The 20,386-nt window shown below is 44.9% G+C and carries 15 protein-coding genes; 3 read left to right on the forward strand and 12 right to left on the reverse strand.

What is annotated here, in order from left to right; all coding sequences use genetic code 11:
* Positions 1-95 precede the first annotated feature (95 nt).
* A complete protein-coding gene (locus QUA10_RS01695; protein ID WP_333081212.1) occupies positions 96-791 on the forward strand; it encodes an LPS assembly lipoprotein LptE in 696 nt (231 codons plus the stop codon).
* 311 nt (positions 792-1,102) lie between these two features.
* Here the strand turns inward: QUA10_RS01695 and QUA10_RS01700 are convergent, their stop codons facing one another.
* A complete protein-coding gene (locus tag QUA10_RS01700; protein WP_333086152.1) occupies positions 1,103-3,412 on the reverse strand; it encodes a protein phosphatase 2C domain-containing protein in 2,310 nt (769 codons plus the stop codon).
* A gap of 776 nt (positions 3,413-4,188) precedes the next feature.
* Between QUA10_RS01700 and QUA10_RS01705 the strand changes: the two genes are divergently transcribed.
* Positions 4,189-4,545 carry a hypothetical protein gene (locus QUA10_RS01705; RefSeq protein WP_333081209.1) on the forward strand — a complete coding sequence of 119 codons (357 nt, stop codon included), beginning with the start codon at positions 4,189-4,191 and terminating at the stop codon, positions 4,543-4,545.
* Positions 4,546-4,750: 205 nt separating this feature from the next.
* Here QUA10_RS01705 and QUA10_RS01710 read toward each other — a convergent pair whose 3' ends face one another.
* The 3 genes from QUA10_RS01710 to QUA10_RS01720 all read right to left on the reverse strand — a co-directional run bounded on the left by QUA10_RS01710 (position 4,751) and on the right by QUA10_RS01720 (position 7,618).
* Positions 4,751-5,095: an NAD(P)H-quinone oxidoreductase subunit M gene (locus QUA10_RS01710; RefSeq protein WP_333034736.1), complete on the reverse strand. Its 345-nt coding sequence runs from the start codon at positions 5,093-5,095 to the stop codon at positions 4,751-4,753.
* 75 nt (positions 5,096-5,170) lie between these two features.
* Positions 5,171-5,692, reverse strand: a complete 522-nt coding sequence (locus QUA10_RS01715; protein ID WP_333081208.1) for a hypothetical protein — start codon at positions 5,690-5,692, stop codon at positions 5,171-5,173.
* Positions 5,693-5,881: 189 nt separating this feature from the next.
* On the reverse strand, positions 5,882-7,618 hold the full coding sequence (locus QUA10_RS01720) for a pentapeptide repeat-containing protein (protein ID WP_333081206.1): 1,737 nt from the start codon (positions 7,616-7,618) through the stop codon (positions 5,882-5,884).
* A gap of 25 nt (positions 7,619-7,643) precedes the next feature.
* Here QUA10_RS01720 and QUA10_RS01725 point away from each other — a divergent pair, with 25 nt between their 5' ends.
* Entirely contained in the window at positions 7,644-8,444 is an 801-nt protein-coding gene (locus QUA10_RS01725; protein WP_333081205.1) for an ion transporter, read from the forward strand.
* Positions 8,445-8,754: 310 nt separating this feature from the next.
* Here QUA10_RS01725 and QUA10_RS01730 read toward each other — a convergent pair whose 3' ends face one another.
* From QUA10_RS01730 to QUA10_RS01765, 8 genes are all read right to left on the reverse strand, one after another.
* Positions 8,755-10,131: an ATP-binding protein gene (locus QUA10_RS01730; protein WP_333081294.1), complete on the reverse strand. Its 1,377-nt coding sequence runs from the start codon at positions 10,129-10,131 to the stop codon at positions 8,755-8,757.
* Between the two features lie 527 nt (positions 10,132-10,658).
* Positions 10,659-12,014 (reverse strand): ATP-binding protein, encoded by a 1,356-nt coding sequence (locus QUA10_RS01735; RefSeq protein WP_333081204.1) that lies wholly within the window; start codon positions 12,012-12,014, stop codon positions 10,659-10,661.
* Positions 12,015-12,691: 677 nt separating this feature from the next.
* Positions 12,692-13,258, reverse strand: a complete 567-nt coding sequence (locus QUA10_RS01740; protein ID WP_333081203.1) for a hypothetical protein — start codon at positions 13,256-13,258, stop codon at positions 12,692-12,694.
* A gap of 82 nt (positions 13,259-13,340) precedes the next feature.
* Positions 13,341-14,906 (reverse strand): hypothetical protein, encoded by a 1,566-nt coding sequence (locus QUA10_RS01745; RefSeq protein WP_333081202.1) that lies wholly within the window; start codon positions 14,904-14,906, stop codon positions 13,341-13,343.
* A gap of 482 nt (positions 14,907-15,388) precedes the next feature.
* Positions 15,389-16,375: a hypothetical protein gene (locus QUA10_RS01750; protein WP_333081201.1), complete on the reverse strand. Its 987-nt coding sequence runs from the start codon at positions 16,373-16,375 to the stop codon at positions 15,389-15,391.
* 20 nt (positions 16,376-16,395) lie between these two features.
* Positions 16,396-17,772, reverse strand: a complete 1,377-nt coding sequence (locus QUA10_RS01755; RefSeq protein ID WP_333081199.1) for an oligosaccharide flippase family protein — start codon at positions 17,770-17,772, stop codon at positions 16,396-16,398.
* A 182-nt stretch (positions 17,773-17,954) separates the two neighbouring features.
* Entirely contained in the window at positions 17,955-18,743 is a 789-nt protein-coding gene (locus QUA10_RS01760) for a TIGR03943 family putative permease subunit (RefSeq protein ID WP_333081198.1), read from the reverse strand.
* 136 nt (positions 18,744-18,879) lie between these two features.
* Complete coding sequence (locus QUA10_RS01765) at positions 18,880-19,959, reverse strand: permease (RefSeq protein WP_333081196.1); 1,080 nt, start codon at positions 19,957-19,959, stop codon at positions 18,880-18,882.
* Positions 19,960-20,386: the final 427 nt, after the last annotated feature.

Genomic DNA, 20,386 nt, shown 5'->3' on the forward strand with positions numbered 1-20,386 from the left:
CAAGAATCCCCTCGCCTTTAGGCACGGGTATGTCAAATCGGGCTGTTCCGTAAAGTATCCTAGAGTTGGCACAAAACAACTGTGAGGTAAGCTTTATGAAAACAACCACCATATCTCGCTTAACCAGCATTTCCCTCGCTACCCTAATGCTAGCAGGCGTTTCAGTAAATGCGATCGCCACACCAGCCACCACCGAACCCGCAACCCAACTCGCCCAAGCAACTGCCAAAAAGCGCCTCGTAGTCATGGACTTCGACTACGGCCCCACCAACAGCTATTACACTTCCTACAGGGGAGTCGGCGCCGCCAAAGGTATCAGCGAACTCTTGATCAACGAACTCGTCAACAACGGCACTTATACAGTAGTCGATCGTAGCAAACTCGAACAAGTGCTCAAACAGCAAAATCGCAGCGGCGCGATGGATGCCGGGACAGCAGCCGAAATTGGCAAACAATTAGGAGTTGACGCCGTACTCATCGGCACCATTACCAAGTTTAATATCGACAAACAATCCGGCGGCGGCAGTTTCATGGGAATCGGTGGCGGTTCACAAAAAACCAAAGCTACCGTTCAAATAGATGTGCGGTTAATCGGTACAGCTTCGGGAGATATTCTTGCCACAGCCAAAGCAGTAGGAGAAGCAGATCAAAGCGATTCTAATATTTCTGTCAGAGGTATCAGCAGCAATTCTGGCAGCAGCAATGAAGACTCACTTTTGAGCGCGGCAGTTGACAAAGCCGTATCCCAAATGGTGACTAAACTGGCAGAAGTATCTAACAAATTAGGTTAGCAATTTTGAAACCTTGTTAGATTTGAGATTGGTAATTTAATAATTTCCCATCTCAAATCTAAAATTATGCCAGCTACTTGACCACCGATGGTATCAGTTATATCATGTCCGATCGATTAACCATAATATCCCGGTCGGGGCGGGTTTTTGAGATTGTTAATTATTGCCAGGTACTGCTGGCTCACCGGCCCCTACAAAAATCGCGATCGCTCGACCGGACATGATATTAATTTTAGTTTTGTTTAGAAATCTGCGTTTTTCTTTCTACCAAAGTCTATCAATTTAGATAAATATACTCAAGCATTAACAGTTTAATTAGCATTGGGATTTGAGTCAGAATCAACACATTTCCCCTTTTGAGTTGGGTTTAAGGATAGGTTAGAGACTACTTTAGAAATGGCATCTTGTTCTTGAATCCATCCGATTTCCCCCGGTTGCAGCTTGGCGCTTTCTACTTCAACTGTTGGCTTAACTGGCGGGGAAGGCGAGGGATTTGCCACAGCGGGAGATGGATTCAGTGTCGGTTTTGAAACTGTAGAAAAATCTTTATTTGACTCGGGTTTGGGAGAGTTCGATCGCACTATTTCAGGAATCGAACAAACTTTCAATTCCAGCCAATTGCCTTGAGGCGTAAGCTGTTTGTTTGTCACCTGCAAAACACTGCCGGCTGGGACTGTTCCTTTGACAGTCAACTCACCGATTGCGCCTCGCAAATCCAAGCGATCGCCCTCTTTTTCCACTTCCCCAGCCGCAGAAGTTTTAATCTCTATAAACGAGCCTGTTTCTAAAGATTGCACCGGAGAAGCTACAGATTCAACTGTTTTCTCCGGCGTCCTTCCAGCATTAATTAAACCGCCTTTGCCAAAAATCGACTCCCCGGCAGTATCGATCGCGCGACCCACCGGAGGGATGAAAAAATAAGCAAATACACCCCCCAAGCCTAATAAAAATAAAATTTTCAGCACCAGCGAAAATGGGCTTTTGCTTTTTTCCGGCTGTAACAACTGCGTTTTTCCTTCAGAATTCGCACCGCCAGGGCTTGTCGGCCCATTCAAATCCGTTGGCAAATCCTCGCTGTCGGAAATTAGTTCGATCGGCGTATCTAAAGGTGCGACAGACAGTTCTGTAAAAGTATTGCCGTCTTCCCTCAAATGTGCTTGACAGTGAATTAAAGCAACAGTGACGTTATCGTGACCGTTTCTAGTATTAGCAATCTCAATCAGTCGATCGCGCGCCTTACCCAAACTAATGCTACCGTCGAGAATTGGCAAAATCTCCGCTTCCCAACATTCCTCAACCCGGTCTTTATCACTCAAACCGTCGGAACACAGCAGCAAAACGCAGTCTTCATCCACGGGAAAACGCTGTATAGTCGGGTGCAGAGTGTTGGACGAAGTAATCCCCAAAGCTTGAATCAGAGCTCCGGCGGCCACTTGTTCCAAAGCATCCCGGTAGAGAGAGTAGCCCAAACGCACCTCGCGGCAAGCCACATTATCATCGAGAGTAACTTGATAGCAGCCGGTGCGGGTAATCCAGTAAGCCCGACTGTCTCCGACGTGGGCGACGTAGAGCTCGTGAATGTGGGCTAAACCCATAACTAGCGTAGTTCCCATCCGCTGGCGGCCTTGGCGGTGTTCGCTGTCGTTGCGACTGGCTATCTTGTCGTTAGCAGCACAAGCTGCCCGTTCCAGCTTGGAAGTCAGGCTCAACGGGTCCCAATTAGCCTGATGCAGGGGCATTTGCTGCAACTTGTCGCGCAGCACACCAATTGCTTCTTCCGAAGCGACTTCGCCGCCGTCTTGTCCGCCGATACCGTCGCAGACGATCGCGCAAGCTTCCGCACCCGGGTTTCCTGCGAACAGCGTACCGCTGGGCGGATAGCAAGCATCTTCGTTGTGAGCCCGGGATCTGCCTACATCCGTGCCCGTGGCAATTTCAACGTGACGATCGTACAATTTGCCACATTTTGCCAAAGCTTTATCCAACTGGCCCATCAGTTGTTCGCCGTGGCGCACTTGACCGGCAACCATTTGCTGGCAAAGTTGCCTCAGAAAATTGGCAATAGTTGGGTGAGCATCTTCGAGCCACTGCTGCCACAATTTCCCCAACTGTGACAAATGAGGCGGTTTGCGATCGGGCTGCAATTCCAGAAACCGCACCAATTGCCCTTCCACCCGTAGCAGTTCGGGAGTCAGCAGCGTCGAAGCCACGCCCTGAGCGATACAAGGCTGCCACAACTGGGCAATTTGCCACAGCCAATTGAGCTGGCGCATTGCTGCTGCTCCTTTCCAGGAGTCCGCCAATTCCGGCATTAAAGATTCCGTCACCTTCAAAATAGGCGCGTTTTCCAGTAGCCAGATATCTCCCGATAGCTTGCTCATCTTGGACGATACCAGGCCGTATACTTGAGGTACGTGCAACTGATAGGCAAACAGTCTCAGATAAGGAGTGACAACACTCGGAATCTCTTCGGGCAGTTCCGGCAAGTGTTCGGGTTGAGTATCGACAAGAAGTCGATCGCGCTTGACCAAGTAGCGACCAGCGATCAGATCGCCTGGCTTACACCCTTTGATCCCTTCACCTAAAGCCCATAAGTAGTGTTTTGCCACAGAGTTTTGCATAAGGGTTCCTGACGCCTTTGGGCAAGCGTGCTGATCTGAACTATTTTAGCGATTGAACCTCGACGGGTTGATACGTGGCGATTATTTGACACCCCCGCTTTCTCAACAGACGCAGATTCTTAAGACTTCGCAGTCCTAATATCCTGATTTTTCAGGTTCCCGGGCTCACCACGTTTCCACTGTTGTGTGCGTAGTGATATCTGACTTTCCCCCAGTCTAGGGGTAGGTTTTAATGTCTTGTACTGACACGAACAGTTTACCATTTTGTTGACGGCCAGATGAATCTTGCTATGAGCTTTCAGGGTTAGACGATCGCGCGACACCCCAGTCATCGGCTGGAAATCACGCTGTTTTCAGCATATTCCTGATAGCGGCAATTTCCGAAGAAATCGCGATCGTCAAGTGAATTGACATTTTAGACTAACTATAATGGTAGGATGCTGGTACGTAGAAATCACCTGAGCCGACAGGTATAAATAAATATCACTTCTCGGTTTTCTCGCCAAGGGTGTTCATTGCCTTGTGACCGAGTTTCGCAAGAGAAGTTAAATTTAACCCTACCCAAAGACGGATACAAGCCCCCAGATTCATCTGTGGAGTCAATCTCAAATCTCAAATCTCAAATCGACTGACGGATGCCAGCCCCCGACAGGAGTCGTGGAAAGCCAAAAAAATTAGATCTTAGTTCAAGCCCCCAGATTCATCTGTGGAGTCAATCTCAAATCTCAAATCTCAAATCGACTGACCGGCCTCTGCAAGCTGTTGAGTATTTAACCATGCCCCCACATGAGCCCAGCGCCTTTCCCAAGAATTTGTCCGATCCGAAGCTACTGCCTGCAGTTGAAATAGACGAAATACTCACTAGCATTCAACATTCTCACAGTTTCTATTACAAAGTGATGAATCTTGAGGTTTGGGCGCTGGTGGAAACCTTGGATGGGCTGTTTCCCGGCGCTTGGGGTCAGTTTATGACCAACCGCCAACTTGCAGTTAAACAGTTTTTGGAACGCGATCGCGTTCCAAATTCTCCGGTTGATGCTGGGGAGGCGGGGGAGAAGTTTCAGGGCAGTCGGAAGAAGGAAGAAGCCGGGACTCAGGAGTCAGGAGTCAGAAACAAGCAGGAAGAAGAATAAAAGCAGATTTTCCCAATTCTCCCCATCTCCACCTTTCCTCTGTATCCAAGTCTAAATCCCCAAAGCGAGAGAAAAAACAGAACCCTCTTTTCCCCCCGTACTCCCCTGATTAAGAGGAGTAGGAGGGATCAAAACTCAGCTACAAGCGACATTTATTATGGGTTTCAATCTTAAGTTGACATAAATGCCGATCGCCAGATCGCCGTTACAGGTGAATTTTGGCATCAACTTGAGGCAATCCCATGCTGTAGTTGACAGCGCGGCTGTTGAGATTGTAGCTGATTTGGCCTTTTTGTAAGAGCGATCGTACCAAGTGCTCCAACTCGGAACCGATACGGCGGAGGTTGTACTCGGTCAAGTCTTCGCCCTCGTATGCGTCTACGAGTTGGTCGAATTTGGCATATACCTGTTTGACTGACTCGTCGTTCCAGTTAAGTTCGTTATCTGGGTCAATGTCGAGGGTCAAAAGGTCGTTGCTGGGTACGAGTTCGTTATCTTCGAGGATGGCGGTGTATATGCGAATATGGCGGGTTGTTGACTTAAGCTGCATGAGTTCTTATGTGTAAAGATTTTTTGCTGAGTTTATTGTAATGGCACAGAGATGCGCGGGGAGGGCGGGCGATCGTCAATTTCTCGGAATCCCGAAATATTTTAGTTGTTCGGCCGTCCAATTTTTGTAATATTCTGTTTTCTCTAAAGCATCGGAAGCTGGCTTCAGCTTAGAATTTACTTGAACGGTGAAGCCCGGATACGGCATCCTCCTAGTATGAAGCCCGTCAATATTAAAATCTTCTTCGGGATGGATGTGAAAAGCCAGCAAGCCCAATTCTGAAATCTGATTATTGAGTTTGTCTATCAATTCTTTAGTTTCTGGCGCACTAATTGCTGTTTTTTCGGGATTAATTACTACCATGATTTCAAATTCCGAATTGTAAAATTCATGAATCGATTTCATTATGGCAGAATCGCGATCGAACTCAGTCAGCGCTGAAAACCGCTCGATTTTGAATAAAATTTGATTTGCCAAGCGTGCCTTTTTAGCGAAGGGACAAATCGGTAAATCGCTGAAAACTGGATGCGGTAGCTCGACAAACTCCGTCATCCATCTGAGGATCGATTCTATAATTTCTGTGTCAGATTCATTCATCGACAATCTATGTATTTGATATTTCACACTCATCATACTTTATTTTTATGGAGGGCGATGCACACCATTGGTGTCTATTTAACGCTCTTTCCCTCAGTCTGGCAGGGGTTTAAACCCCTACCGGACTTTCGTCGGTTAAATTGACACGAATACATTGCCCACCTTGCTGTTTAATATTGGCGATCCAATTTAATTGTGAATTGTGCCGTCTGGCATAATTGCACCTGTGAGTGTTGCCTTGTCCAGATTTGCTCCAAGCAGTTTAGCTTCCTTCAGGTTAGTTTTCTCTAAGTTTGCGTAGCTCAAATTTGCCCCACACAAGTTTGCAGAATTTAAGTCTGCTTCACTTAAGTTTGCTCGGTGTAGGTTAACCCCAGACAGATTAAAGCCACTCAAGTTTTGCCCGCTCAGATTAACGCTCTGTAAGTTTACCCCAATCAAATTTACCCCTGTGAGGTTAGCACCATCCAAGTTAGCCCCTAAACAGTTTGCCCCACTCAAACTTGCTCCACTTAAGTTAATCCCAATCAACTTGGCATAACTTAGATTTGTACCTGTCAAATTTACCCCACTCAAATTCATGCCACTAAGGTTCACTCCTTGAAGGTTTACCCCAGTCAAACTTACCCCTGTTAAGTTAACACCACTAAGGTTTGCACCACTAAGGTTAACTTTAGTTACCTTCGATTGACTTAAATCGGCTCCTGTTAAGTTAGCGCCACCTAGACTTGCCTGAGTTAAGTTCGCTCTACTGAGGTTTGCTGTAGTCAGGTTGGCGCTATCTAACTTTGCTTCGCTTAAGTTGGCTTGACTAAAATTTGCCTGAATTAGTCTTGCGGAATACAATATTACCTTGGTTAAGTTAGCGCCACTTAAATTAACTTCAATCAAATCAGCGTTTTGCAAGTTTGTTGAGTTCAAATTTGCCTCTTGCAAGTTAGCTCCAATCAAATTTACGCCAGTCAATTTGGCATTTGCTAGATTGGCACTGCTCAGGTTTGCTTGACTTAAACTGACATTAGAGTCGAGAGTTTTGCCACTTAGATCCACTCCCGCTAGGTTAATCTCTGTAAAGTCGCGTTCTCCGTCTTTATACCGTTTCCAAAATTCCTCAGCAGTAACAGCAGCTTCTTGACTTTTTTGAGTAGACTCATCAGTTATTTGGTCAGCATCAGATTCCACAGTATCCGCATTTACAGGAGTAGCAGCAGCCTGTTCTACCGCTTCGCTAGATGCTGGAATCGCTGTCTCCTCGATCGCCTCTTCCCGCAATAGCTTGTCCACCCGATCGCTAAACCGCCTCACAACCTCAGCATCATCAACCTTCTCACCAACATTCGAGCTTTTCTCAACCGCATTCTCAACATAATACTTGTCTACAAAACTTTGCAACCCAGCATTATATCCCTGTCCAACCGCCTGAAATCTCCATTCGCCATTCTTCTTATACAACCGTCCAAATTCTAAAGCCGTTTCTTGCGAAAATATCTGATTTAAATTGTACCGAACCAATTCGCCAAGACTCTCTGAATTGTAAAGCCGGATAAAAGCATTTTCAACTTGACTAAAACTTTGATTTTTTTCCTGTCCGTCGTGAATAGTCACCACAAACACTATTTCCTGAATCGCCGAATTGATTTTGCTCAAATCCAGATAAACCGTCTCATCATCTCCCTCAACTTGTCCATTCCTGCTGTCTCCCGAATGCCGCACCGAACCGTCCGGTGATGTCAGATTGTTGTAAAATACAAAATAATTTTCATCGGGAATGCGACCGTCCGCCGCTAACATAAAAACAGATGCGTCAATGTCGCAGTTTTGTGCTTTCTGACTGACTTGCCACCCCAGGGCGATCGCAATTTTACTGAAATTAGGAGTTTCTTTAGAAAGATTGAACCTTTCACCCTTAGTTAATTCGATGCTCATATGCGATAATTCCCTTACCTCATAAATGGTATTAATTATCTCATCTATGTTAACCCGATCGCAAATTGGATTTTATCTCGAAGATATCGAAACCCCCATTGGCAGAACCGTCAATTTAACTCTTACCGGACTAATTCTCTTATCTTCTACCAGCTTCATCGCCGAAACTTACCCGATTTCGGAAACTGTTAGAATTTATTTGCAAACTCTCGATACAGCGCTTTTAGTTGTTTTTGTGTTTGAGTATTTATTGCGACTATGGTGTGCCGAAAATCGAGTTAAATTTATTTTTAGTTTTTTTTCAATTATTGATTTGCTGGCAATATTACCATTTTTACTAGGATTTGTCAACGTTAGTTTTATCCGAATTTTCCGCTGGTTTAGAATTCTCCGACTCATCCGCTTTCTGGAATTAAAAATTTCTATTTTCCGCATCAGCAGCGAAGATGGGGTGATTTTTGCTCGAATTTTGTTTACTTTGCTGGCAATAATTTTTGTTTATTCGGGTTTAATTTATCAAGTGGAACATCCGGCAAATCCCGAAAGTTTTGGAACTTTTTTAGATGCTGTTTATTTCTCGGTTGTCACCATGACCACCGTGGGATTTGGGGATGTTACTCCGATTTCGGAATCCGGTCGTTTTCTGACTATTTTGATGATTTTGACGGGAATTGCTCTAATTCCTTGGCAATTGGGAGATTTGATTAAACACTTAGTTAAAAGTGCTAATCACGGAGAAGCTGTTTGTAAAGGTTGCGGTTGGTCTGTACACGATGCTAATGCTAGATTTTGTAAAATGTGCGGCAGTCAATTAGAGAATGGTTGACTGTGGACTGTTGACTGTTGAGTGCAGTACAGATAATGGGTAGGGAGACGGCATTGCTGTGTCCTATAGCAATCCTAAATGAGTAGGGGTAGTGCCCCCGTGCCTACCCCAGCCAAGGCGGGGCAACCACGGGGGGTTTGCCCCTACAAGAATTACACAAATGATTTAGGATTGCTATATACTTCATAAATCAGGAATACACTGTAACTTCTTCCCTCTTCCTTCTTCCTGAGATCCGTTACATCCGTTACATCCGTTACATCCGTTACATCCGTTACAGAATCCGTTGTCGAACTTCCCTCTTCCTTCTTTAAGCCAAGGGTAACAAAATTTCAAATTCAGTGCCTCTGCCTAACTCCGATCGCATTCTGAACGCACCGCCGTGTTTGCCCGTCACTATTTGATAGCTAACCGCTAAACTGGTTTCTTTGAGGGCGCGTTTTTCCGTAGAGAATGATTCTATGATTTTTTTGTACTTGCTAGGTGACATTCCTGGCCCGTTATCTGATATGCAAATCGAAACCCAGCGAACATGAAGTTTGTCTAAATCCGGCGCAGGTTCGGGACAGCAGACTTGAGTGGTGATTTCAATTTTAGGCTGGCGATCGGCGTCTCGGAGTCCTCCACCTTTGAACTCTTTTGCCAATTCTTGACCGACTGCTTCATTAATTAATGTATGAATAGCATTGGTCAATATATTCATAAATACTTGGTTTAGCTGTCCTGCATAGCATGGGACTGGTGGCAGGTAGCCGTAGTTTTTCACTACTTGGATTTCCCTAGTCAAACGACTTTTGAGCAGCAAAAGTATGCTGTCTATGTTGGCGTGCAAGTCGGTGGGTTTGGGATAAATATCGTCGATGTGGCAGAAGTTTTGCAAACTGGTTGCCAACTTGCTCAAACGTTCTGCACCTGATTTGATGCTGGCAACAGTTCGGAGGAAGTCGTTTTGCAAAAAGTCATAGTCGATCTCTTCTTTGAGCCTTGCTATTTCCGGCGGGGGGTCAGTACAGTATGCGTCGTAAACTGAGAGCAATTCCATCAAGTTTTTGCTGTAGTCGCTGACGTAGGTTAAATTCCCCCAGATAAAGCCTACCGGATCTAAAATTTCGTGGGCTACTCCGTTGACTAAACGCCCTAAACTAGCCATTTTTTCGCTTTGAATCATTTGAGTTTGGGCTCTTTCGTAGCGGACTTGAGTTTCTATGCCACGAATTTGCCAGTAGGCGATGTTTAGTGCGTTAGGGTCTAAGAGTCGGTAAGATTGGGAGTCTATTTGGACGACGATCGGTTCTGCCTGCAATTCGGGCGATCGACGCAGAGCTTGTGGGGCTGCTGCCAAAATGGTTGTACTCTCTGCCACCAATAATATTTCGACGCGAGCGTAACTGTAGAGAACTTTTAGTGGCAGGTGCAAAAATAGCTCTGGGCCTTGGGGTTTGAGCAAATATTCCAGCAGTTGCCTGCGGGATATCATGCCAGCAAACTCTCCTGCTTCCATCAAGACGACCCCCGGCACTAGGGGATACTGTTCAAACATTTCGGCAACTGCCACGGCCAAGCAGCTCGATTTAACCTGAAAGTCATACAGGGGCAAATCCCAGAGGGTAGACTCTAGCGAAAGGTCTTGATGGCTGCCTTCGGAGACTGAAGGGCCAAGGAGTTTGGAACTGAATTTATTTGCCACTGGAACTTTTAGTTGCCGAAACGCTGGGAAATTGATACTCCCCAGGGCTGAAGCCACGGGGATTCTTGAATGAATCCGAAAACTCTCAAAGGCGTTATCAAAGCACCTCTATACGCTCAAAACAACTACCACTACAAAGGGTATTGCAATTGCGCTTACTTTTAAATTGTGTTTGCTTTCATAATCCATCACAATGCCAGATAGGTACGCTTCACACTCTGCCATTACTTGTCAGTTATACAGGCTTACTACTCCTCAAGGAGTGTGGTGGCTCACTGTGCCGGGATTTCTCCGATACTAGAGTGTTTCAACACGTAGATGGTTGTTTTACTTACAATCTAATTCTAAAACAACCTTTCAATCAGTTGTATAAAGAAATATTGAAGGCGGTTGAAACCGAAGCCGACTTCCTCCCCGTGTCTAAAGCCAGGGGTTCCGTCTCGTTCTTCGGTGAATTGAGAACCTACTACTAAGCTAGCCTATCACTTCACCGCAGGAGCGAACAACCGAGAATATTCTTAAGTTAATCATGTTGTGCCAACTATAGGCAGGAGAATTTCAAATTCAGTATTCTTACCTGGTTGCGATCGCAATTTGAGTTGGCCGCCGTGCTTTTCTGTAACGATTTGATGGCAGATAGCCAGCCCCATACCGCTGCCTTTGCCTGCTGGTTTAGTGGTAAAAAAGGTGTCAAATATCTGCTGGTGATTTTCTGGGGGAATGCCTGGCCCGTTATCGGCAATGCAAATTGCGGCTCGCTTGCCGTGTTCGGTTTCTATCACTTTAGTGGTAATTTCGATTTGGGGCTGCCAGTTGTCCCCGCACTGGGTCTGTATTTCGCGATCGGCTGCGTACTCTGTCAGGGCGTCTAGAGCATTAACTAACAAGTTCAAAAACACCTGACTCAACTGACCGGAGTAGCCTCTAACTAGGGGCAGTTCGCCATAATTTTTTACCACTTCTATGCTGTTTTTAAAGCGGTTTTTCAAAATTAACAGCGTCATCTCCACGCATTCGTGAATGTCTGTCTCGGCTGGTGTTGTCTCGTCCATGTGAGAGAAGTGGTGGAGCCCGTTAACTATTTTTAGCAATTGTGAGGCTCCCAACTCCATCCCTTCTAAGGTGATCGGCAAATCTTCTTGTAAAAAATCAAATTCAATTTCTTTTTTAAGGGCATCAATTCGGGGACAGGGTGCCGAATATTCTTCTTCATAAACCGACATGAGCTGAAGCAAGTGTTCAAAATAGGACAGCAGAAAAGTTAAATTTCCCCAAATACAGTTCAGCGGATTTCTGATTTCGTGGGCTACTTCTGCTACAATCCTCCCCAAACTCGCCATTTTTTCGGTTTGGATGAGTTTGGCTTGGGTTTGTTTGTGGAGTAACTTATTTGTTAATTCGTGAATTCTTGATTGAGCGACCATTAATTGGTGTACGTCTAACAGCTTGTAGGTCTGGGGGGCTATTTCCACTACTACGGGTTCGTAAATTAATTCTGCTGATCTGTAAAGACATTCCTGGGCGGCTTCTACTATTAATTTACTGGCGGGAAGTATGAGTTCCTCTGGCTTGGCAAACTTGTACAGCACCTCTATTGGTCGCTTGAAAAACATTTCTACTCCGTAGCGGCAGTTAACTTTTTCAAAAAATAGACGCCTGGATATCATGCCGACAAAATTACCATTATCTGTCAAAATGACGCCGGGAAGCATTGAATTTTCTTCAAAAGCCTTGGCTACTTCTTTTGCCTGTTGAGTTAATTCAATTTGGCAGTTGGAGAGTGGCAGGTCTAGGAGAGTTGATTCTAAGGAGATGTTCCAAGTACAAAATTCAGGTATATGCAACACTGATAACTCCGAGCTAGTCTCACGCACAGCAAACATAGATGAAACCCCTGTTAAAAATTGTATTCATGAACAACTTAAGTTGCTATTAATTCGTAACTGGTAATTGGTAGCGGGTAGTTGCTAATTTGTGAAATTACAACAGCACCCGATGGGAAAACCCGATCCCAGTAGCATTGTCTCCTAAAGATTTTGTTTCTAAGTCAATATTAAACGATCGAAGCTTTTGTGGAACTTACTGATCTCTGCTGTAAACTTTTTACCATGATATACCTGCGATCGGGTGTTTTCCGAAAATTTTTAATATTTATAACTAATTATTGTGATAAATTATACCATTTTTCCAGTGATAGAAGGGAATTGGAGAACCGCGAGCGGGTTATCAGTGAATATACTGGCATCCTGTGAGGGTTCGAGGGCCCGGATTAGCCATTGTCCAAGGGGCTTGCAGGCTCCAATTGTCAAGACTAGGGCTCTAGCCAAAGGAAGTTCGGCAACGGATTCGCTTTCTTCGGATGTAACCGAATGTAACGGATGGAAGGCTTTAGTTCTCGTCGCGAGAGAAGGAAGAAGCAATGTTCCCCAAGGGTTTGTGGAATTAAGAACATCCTAAGCGTCGGCCGCGGTTGCTATACCACTCAAAAGAAATGCAACTTGAGGCAACTTCCGAACCTCGATAGTCATCAGTTTTTTGCAATCAGCAATCTCCAATTATCTTAGGGTTCCACCTCCGGCCAGAGGCGTTCTAGCTGATACCGCCAAGCGGCGAGAGTTTTTTCGCTAGACTCTCGCCCTAGTTCCATTTCACCCATCAATCCCTCTGCGTAGAAACGGTCTAAAGTCTGAAGGGTGGTTTCGACAGACTGTCCCTGCGCCTTCGCAGCTTTGATGATTTGACGGATGCGGCTTTCTATCAAACCGCCGAAAAAGTCGGACAAACCTCGCTCTTGCAAAGCCAGCACTCGGGCGACTGCGGCTGAGAAATCGGCGGCCGCGAGTGTGGCACAACTGTGCTGAAATACTCCCCACAAAACGTTTTGATGTAAGGCGTAGCGAGTTTCGAGGGTGGTGTCAAAGTTAGCTTCTAGCAGTTTATCAAGAAATGGTTGAGCTTCTTGGGCATCGGCGATCGGCAACAAAATCCGCAGCCAAGTCCCGTCTTCTGAAAGGAGGACTAACAGACGAAAATTGGGGGTTTCTACTTGCCAAGAAGTGGCAGCAGGCATCTCAACACTGTCACCAAATAAGTCTTTAAGGGTATTGCTAATTTCTTCGGGAGTCATAATGATTTTAGTTTTTAGATTTGAGATTTTAGATTAGTCACCACTGATTAGTCAGCAGTGCGATCTCAAATCTCAAATTGGTTTATGGTAGCCAGCGGGGGTGATAGCCGGCAAAGGGAAGTTCTTCTGGCTGTAGTTTGGCGGGAGAACCGTCTGCGGGTATTTCTACTAAGGGTAGCAGCCAGAGGCGGCTGGTGGCGATGGACTGTCCACTATCATTGCGGGGACTGTCTGCTACGGAGGGAGTTGCTGCTGTGACTGATTGGTCGAAAATTAATGCCAGCCCGTCGGGAGATAAACTGATTTGGGTATCTAATTGGTTGGGCAAAATCAGCAGCGGTTTGATGGTTCCGACCAAACGAGTACCCTCTTTTTTGAGGTCGATGGTGGCGATGAAAGGCTGTTCTTTGTAGCTTTCTGTTTTGAGGCGTTGGGCTAACAAACAGTAGAGACGCTGAACTTGGTTGTCTTGGTTTTTGCGGGGGTCGAAATAAACGGCCATAATGCTGCCGGGAATACGCAATATTTCTTGTTCTACACCTTGGTTATCTAAGATGAAAAGCGATCGAGTAAAGTCGCTGTTGTATTTAACATAGGCGGCGGCAGAGTTGTCGCGGGCCATGCCCAATACTTGTTCGTATTTTGGCAAAAATTCTACTGGATCTGCTTCGGGTTTGAGGGGGACGATCGCTAATCCTTGTTTTTGAGATATTACCATGGATTTGCTGTCGGGGCGAATCATAAAATCTCCGCCTTGTTCATTTTCCAAGGGTCTGGGCGCCTGTTTTTCTTCCACAATCCAAGGACTGAAATCGCCGGGATTGCGGCGGTTGACGCGCTGGACAACTATGATTTTTCCGTCGGCTGAGAGGTCGAATTTGAGGTTTTGGTAATCTTTGGAGTCTAAGATTTTGTCGATTCTACCGGCTGGGTATTTTTGTTTAGTTCCTGAGTCCGATTGGGGGTTGAGGCCGGTGGTGACTGTGAATAGTTCTTGATTTAGAGTGCCACGAGTACGGGCGATCGATCGATCTGTGGCGGAGAATAAAATGCGATCGCTGTCGGGATAAGGTTTAAAATCGGTGACAACTAAATCTTTGGGAGTGAGGGGTATAGGTTTAGAGTCGCTGCTGCTGAGATTGACTAGCATTAATCTGCTTTCTGTTTCGCCTTGGACACCGATGTAAGCAAAAGCTTGATCGCGGCTGCGAAAGGAACTGCTAAACGGTTGCATTAGCGTTCCTTTATTTTGGTTTTTTTCTCCGAAATACTTGTCGGTTGCTCCGGCGAGTTTTAATGTGTAGGTAACGCCGTAGGGTGCTGGATCTTTGAGGGTGTAAGCCATGCGCCTTCCAGCCCAACTAAATTTACCGGGCAGGGGGGGTTCTAGCTTTAAGTTTTCTTCGACCGTGGACTGGTTCATCGGCCGAAAGAATGTGAGGATAAAGCCAGTATCTTCGGCGCCGATTTGTTTATTTTCCCAGGTAAATTCTCGGACTCTGGGTGCTGTGCGATCGCCGCTCAGCAGCAGCAGCGCGATTAAGACGCTCAGCACTAGCATGAGGACGATCGCCGTGCGGTCGATCGGCTGTTGGAATGGCAGAATAGCGAAGGGTGAAGGATTAATTTTTTTCTTAAAAATACTCACAAATCTTTCTCTCCTACTTTCTGCTGAAAATCAACTGCCAAATTTTCCCTCTTAAATTTTACTGTCTTGGGCGTACTCCCGACCCCCTGAAACGGTTTTTTTTACCAGCAAAAAGGGCTGCAACGAAATATGTTGGTAAAAAACTCGGTTTTTGAAAGTGTGTGTGCCTCCAGGACTGAACTAAACTCACGAGCTTAAATCCGTGGAGTATGCGGCACTTCCAACAGTATCAACCGAGTGGAGATGCGAAATTTGAGATTTTACCTTTTAGGCTGCCTCCGAGCTAACAATTGCTCGATAGAGAGAGGCTTTGAGGACAGTAGAGCACCGTACAATTATACCACTTGCGTCCAACACTGTTTGAGATTTTAGATTTTTAATTTAATCTCACATCTCAAATCGCTAATTATTTAATAGGTTGAGGGGTAACGCTTGCGATCTACCTATCCTACTAATAATCATGACGACTACTTAGATCCCTTTCACGAAGCCTTGCCGATTGGTGTGTTGGAACTATTATTAACTGCTGACAGTGTATAGGGCGATTCCGGTTCGGGATATAGCTTAGAATATTTGCTATCGTAATGCCTGATCTCAAAATAGTTTAAGTTTGACGGGTGGGGCTTATATATCGAGAAACATTCCAAAAGACAAAAAGTGGCTGCACTCTCTAAAGGCCCGACCTTCACTACTTGATTTTTGAAGATGCGACCTGATTTTATCCACTCTTTCATCTGCTTTCTTGACAAACAGTAAAATCCTGAATGAGGATTGGTACACTCAGCAAATTTTACAGTTTCTATCTCTACACTAGATAGTTGATTCCACGATAGTTGATCATCTATTGTCAAATCAATGTATCTCTTGGTTCCTTGATACATTTCAAAACGGTGTGGGTAAAGAATAGCATTCTCATACCCGCTTTGTCGGTTAAAACTTTCTAATTTTTCTAGAATGAAAGCATCGTACAAAACAATGTCATCTTCTATAAATAAAAACCAGTCAAATTTTTCTACTCTTTCGACAAATTCTTCCTGAAGTCTAAACTCTACAAACATGGGGTCGCATTCAGGGCTTTCTTGGATCTGAATACACTTAATTTGATATTCAGGTAAGTAGGCTGTAACGTGCCTGTTCGGTAGAGTTTGGATAGTAATTGTCAGGTCGCAATGAGCAAAAGTCGTTAACAGTCCATCTATTGTGTGCCTGAGTCTCTCTATTTTTGCTGTGGCTTTTTCGGGATTGTTAGATTCTTCAACTGATGTAATGTGTGGGACAGCCACAAAGACTTTGGGGCGTTTTTTTTCGGGCTGTTCGTTTTCTTTGAACAAATTTATAATCCGATTTTTTTGATAAAAAAACATCAGTTTACTATACCTTGTTGCCACTCGCGATATTTCTTGTAAAAGAGCCATTTGTAAGAACATAAAGTGCATTACTTTGCTTCTTGTATTTTGTTCGGCTGACATAGAGACCATCTCCTTTTTGTTTACTGAAATAGTTGATTGATTGGAACTAAATCCATCGGTGATATTTTATCGATTGGCAGACCCAAATCCAAAGCGACTCTACACCAAAGTAGAGTTGCCAGAACCACTACAAACAGCCCTGTTAATTGAATATCCTGCCAAAAACAAGTTAGTCCTTCTTTCCACAAACCGTAGTTAGTTACTGCATAGGTAGGAAGGTCACCGAGAGCTACAGCAATCACGGCCCCTAAATTACCTTTTAAGTAGTATCCCAGCGGTATACTTATACATAGATTCACAAAAGTCAGCAGATTGCCTATAGCTGGGTACTGAGACTTTCCTACGGCTAACAGACAAGAACCCATGATATTGTGGAGGGTGGTGTGCCAGATACCTAACGCCAAGATTGGCATCATCCAAGATGCAGCCTCATACTCTTTCCGATACAGTGTTAAAATTAACTGATCTCCAAAGATCACAAAAATTGCTAAACCTACGGCTAATGGTATTAGAATTAGCTTGCGGTTCTTGAGTATCTTCGCGCGCAACTCCTCCCGCGGCAACTCTGCCAGCATAGAAATCGATGGAAAAATCACCCGACCGCTAATGGCGATGATGACTTGGCGCGGCATATCCCCCAGGGTAAAAGCGATGCCGTAAATGCCCAACATTGTTAAAGTAAATATTTTCCCTAGGATCAGTCTATCGGCTTGAGAACACAAGAAAAACAAAGCCGTAGACAAAAATATCCATTTTCCATAAGAAAATATTTCTTTAGCTGCTTCTTTATCCCAAGCAAAGCGGTTTGACTTGCCTGGAATCAAAAAATGGCTCCATACTAACTCCATGAAAGCTCCAGTAAAGCCACCGACGATGATTGCCCAGATGCTGCGATCGAACCATGCCCAGACAATCATCACTGTTGTAGAAACAATCTGTATGCCCAACTCAAAAATTACTACTTTCTTCACTGCCATTTTGCGTTCTAGGCTGGCTGTGGCAGTAGATTTAAACCCTCCTAGTACGGAATTTATACCTATGATTGGAATCAACCACAGAAGACGGGGCTCTTCATAAAAACTCGCAACGGGCTGGGTAATTATAACCAAACCAATCCAAATGAACAAGCTGCGAAGAACTTGCAGTGTCCAAGCGGTGTTGAGAAATTGAGGATCTTCCCCCCGTTTGTTCTGGATGATACTTGGGCCCAAACCTATGTCTGTAAATAAGTTGATCCCTGTTATAAAAACGTAGGTTAGACCTACTAGACCAAATAATTCGGGTAAAAGCAGACGCGTCAGGATTAAGTTACTGCCAAATCGGATAATTTGACTGCTTGCATAACTGGCGATCGTCCAGGCAGCACCTTTGATAGCTAATTTTTTTTCTGATGACATATACTCAGAATTTATTTCCTAATTACGAGTGTAGTTGCTGAATTTGTTATTTGCAACTCCTAGAGGAGGATACTGCCACTTTTATAGCTGACTTTACCGTATGTTGATCTGTATACGGAGATTGGGTCTGGACTTTCCATCTCGCAATCAAGGTAAAATTTAATCTGATACTTACTCAACATCTAATAATCATAAGGGTTTTTTGGTTCGGGAATTGGTGTGAGGGAGGATGCTTGAATGATTAATTTGCGCTTGCCTTGGAGTTCTTCTACGATCGTTTCTCCTTCTATTTCTAGCCAAGTGTCTGGGGCAAAGGTGGTGCGGCTTTGACCGATCAGTAATTTTACCGGCAACCCGATCGGATAGGCGTCTGCAGCGCAGCAGGTAATGATAAAACGCCCAATCCACATATATTGTTCTGTTAGGTTAGGGGGGTGAATTACAAATCCTTGAACTTTGACTTTTTGACCTCTGTATGTATCCGGTTCGGGGTTGAAATTTAACAGCCGCACCCATTCGACGAGCGATCGCTGTTCGGGTTTTGTAGTATTGCGAAATTCTTGGGGTTGCAGTCTGGTGATGGGCAGGGATTCGGTGAGACCTCGTTCTAATGCTGTCTGGCTGGTAAAGGTGCGTGGCGTTGTTAGTAAACCTATTAATGCGACGCCCAACATTAAGGTGCTGCCGATACTGGGGGGAAACAAAGTAACGTGTTCAACTTCTGTGATTCTGAGAGAGTTATTTGCTGTTGATGTCCGCGAGTGCTTTGTGGTGCGATCGAGCTTTAAGAGTTCCCAAGTTTTTAAACCGCCAATAACCATTAAGCCGATTCCTCCTGCTAGAGTCAAGCCAAAGTAATTGGGGTGAATGAGAATGCTTAATTTGCCGGTGATCCAATATTTAAGAAGCAGTATTCCCCAGGCTAATATAGCTAGGGCGTCCAGCCAGGGGCTAATTTTTTTAAGATTCATTTTTTAATAGTGATTGGGAAACAAGAGGGAAGAGGGAAAAGAAAAAACACCTATCCGTATATCCGTGACTTCCGTGTCGTGGAGCAAGGTTATTGAAAATCTAAAATCGTATTAGTGGTCTGTTTGAGCTAATTTATTAACCTAAATGCAAGTTGACAGCGAGGGTCATTAAAAAGGTTAACTGAGCTGCCAAGACAATTAAGTAAACGACGGATCTACCTTTAAAAATTGACAGCATTAAACCGATGCCTTTGAGGTCAATCATCGGGCCAAAAACGAGAAATGCTAACAGCGAACCGCTGGTAAATGTGGAAGCAAAAGACAGGGCAAAAAAGGCATCTACTGTAGAACAAATCGATACGACTGCCGCTAATAGCAGCATGGCTATAATCGAGGAAACGGGGCCTTGGCCGAGGTTGAGAATTAGTTCGCGGGGGGCGCCAACTTGAATGATGGCTGCGATCGCACTTCCGATTACCAACACTCCTCCCAATTCGCGCAACTCCTGTACCATAGTATCTAAAAGCAGGCGCAGACGCTGTTTAGAAACGCGGTGAAACATTGAGAAACGTTTCGAGGTTGTTTCTGTTTTGCCTGTTTTTAATGGCTTCCAGTCGTCTTGTAGCAAAGATTCGATCGGCACCACCCCCCCCGGCTGACCGAGCATAAAAGTTCCCGACTGCAACAGCAGCGGAGTGTTAGCTTGGACAACTTCTTTTTCGGAAAACTCTGGTTTTGGCAAGGGGATTGCGCGGGCTACAGAAGGTTGCAGCAGAGGCCGCAAGTCTTTTTGGGCGCTGAACACCCAGCCGATAATTGTGGCTATAGACAGAGAAAATACCACCCGGAAAACTACAATTTCTGGCTGATCGCGAAATGCCGTCCAAGTAGCCCAAATTACCACGGGGTTGATGGTGGGGGCTGCGAGCAAAAAGCCGATCGCGGCTGGTGCGGGTACTCCCTGCATCAGTAACCTGCGGGCTACGGGAACGTTACCGCACTCGCACACGGGAAACAAAAAGCCGATCAAACTGCCCATCAAAGCCGCCAGCAGCGGGTTTTGTGGGATGCGCGATACGAGTTTGCGTTCGTCTACAAACCCCAGCAGCAAACCTGAAAATAAAACTCCGAGCAGCAGAAAAGGTATTGCTTCTACTAACAAGCTGAGAAACAGGGTAAAAGCATTATTTAACTGATTTGTCAGGGCGGGTTGCATCGATCACCTACTGGTAGATTGCTATTTAGCTATACGTCTTTGGTAGAACTCCTTGTAGATCATACCAAAGCATAGCACTAAGTTAAGATCGAGTTAATTGTTTTTGTTTTTTTTTTGCTAGAATTTGTACACATTCTCATTTAATCAATGCTAAGACATGGAATGATTTCGACTGGTTAAAACTGTTTGAATTTGACTTGATTTTTATTCATATCCGCCTCGTACAGCCAATCAATAATTGACTATGCCAACCGTCGCGGATTTGATGGATATCTCGGTTAACAATAATTGATTTTAGAACAAATGCCAAGGCAGATTTTACAGATTGCGGGCGCGGCTAACTGTTTTATATAACCATCGCTACAAAATTGGTTTATAGCGATGACTTTAGTTTTCACTACAAACCTATAGGGGACGCACTGGCAGG

Origin of the sequence: Microcoleus sp. Pol8_D6, assembly GCF_036700965.1 — a bacterium.
Classification (GTDB): Bacteria; Cyanobacteriota; Cyanobacteriia; order Cyanobacteriales; family Microcoleaceae; genus Microcoleus.

What these genes read in the sequence shown, in the direction of transcription:
- QUA10_RS01695 (WP_333081212.1), top strand. Translation starts at nt 96, where the DNA reads ATGAAAACAACCACCATATCTCGCTTAACCAGCATTTCCCTCGCTACC.
- QUA10_RS01700 (WP_333086152.1), bottom strand. Translation starts at nt 3,412, where the DNA reads ATGCAAAACTCTGTGGCAAAACACTACTTATGGGCTTTAGGTGAAGGG.
- QUA10_RS01705 (WP_333081209.1), top strand. Translation starts at nt 4,189, where the DNA reads ATGCCCCCACATGAGCCCAGCGCCTTTCCCAAGAATTTGTCCGATCCG.
- QUA10_RS01710 (WP_333034736.1), bottom strand. Translation starts at nt 5,095, where the DNA reads ATGCAGCTTAAGTCAACAACCCGCCATATTCGCATATACACCGCCATC.
- QUA10_RS01715 (WP_333081208.1), bottom strand. Translation starts at nt 5,692, where the DNA reads ATGAATGAATCTGACACAGAAATTATAGAATCGATCCTCAGATGGATG.
- QUA10_RS01720 (WP_333081206.1), bottom strand. Translation starts at nt 7,618, where the DNA reads ATGAGCATCGAATTAACTAAGGGTGAAAGGTTCAATCTTTCTAAAGAA.
- QUA10_RS01725 (WP_333081205.1), top strand. Translation starts at nt 7,644, where the DNA reads ATGGTATTAATTATCTCATCTATGTTAACCCGATCGCAAATTGGATTT.
- QUA10_RS01735 (WP_333081204.1), bottom strand. Translation starts at nt 12,014, where the DNA reads ATGTTTGCTGTGCGTGAGACTAGCTCGGAGTTATCAGTGTTGCATATA.
- QUA10_RS01740 (WP_333081203.1), bottom strand. Translation starts at nt 13,258, where the DNA reads ATGACTCCCGAAGAAATTAGCAATACCCTTAAAGACTTATTTGGTGAC.
- QUA10_RS01750 (WP_333081201.1), bottom strand. Translation starts at nt 16,375, where the DNA reads ATGTCAGCCGAACAAAATACAAGAAGCAAAGTAATGCACTTTATGTTC.
- QUA10_RS01755 (WP_333081199.1), bottom strand. Translation starts at nt 17,772, where the DNA reads ATGTCATCAGAAAAAAAATTAGCTATCAAAGGTGCTGCCTGGACGATC.
- QUA10_RS01760 (WP_333081198.1), bottom strand. Translation starts at nt 18,743, where the DNA reads ATGAATCTTAAAAAAATTAGCCCCTGGCTGGACGCCCTAGCTATATTA.
- QUA10_RS01765 (WP_333081196.1), bottom strand. Translation starts at nt 19,959, where the DNA reads ATGCAACCCGCCCTGACAAATCAGTTAAATAATGCTTTTACCCTGTTT.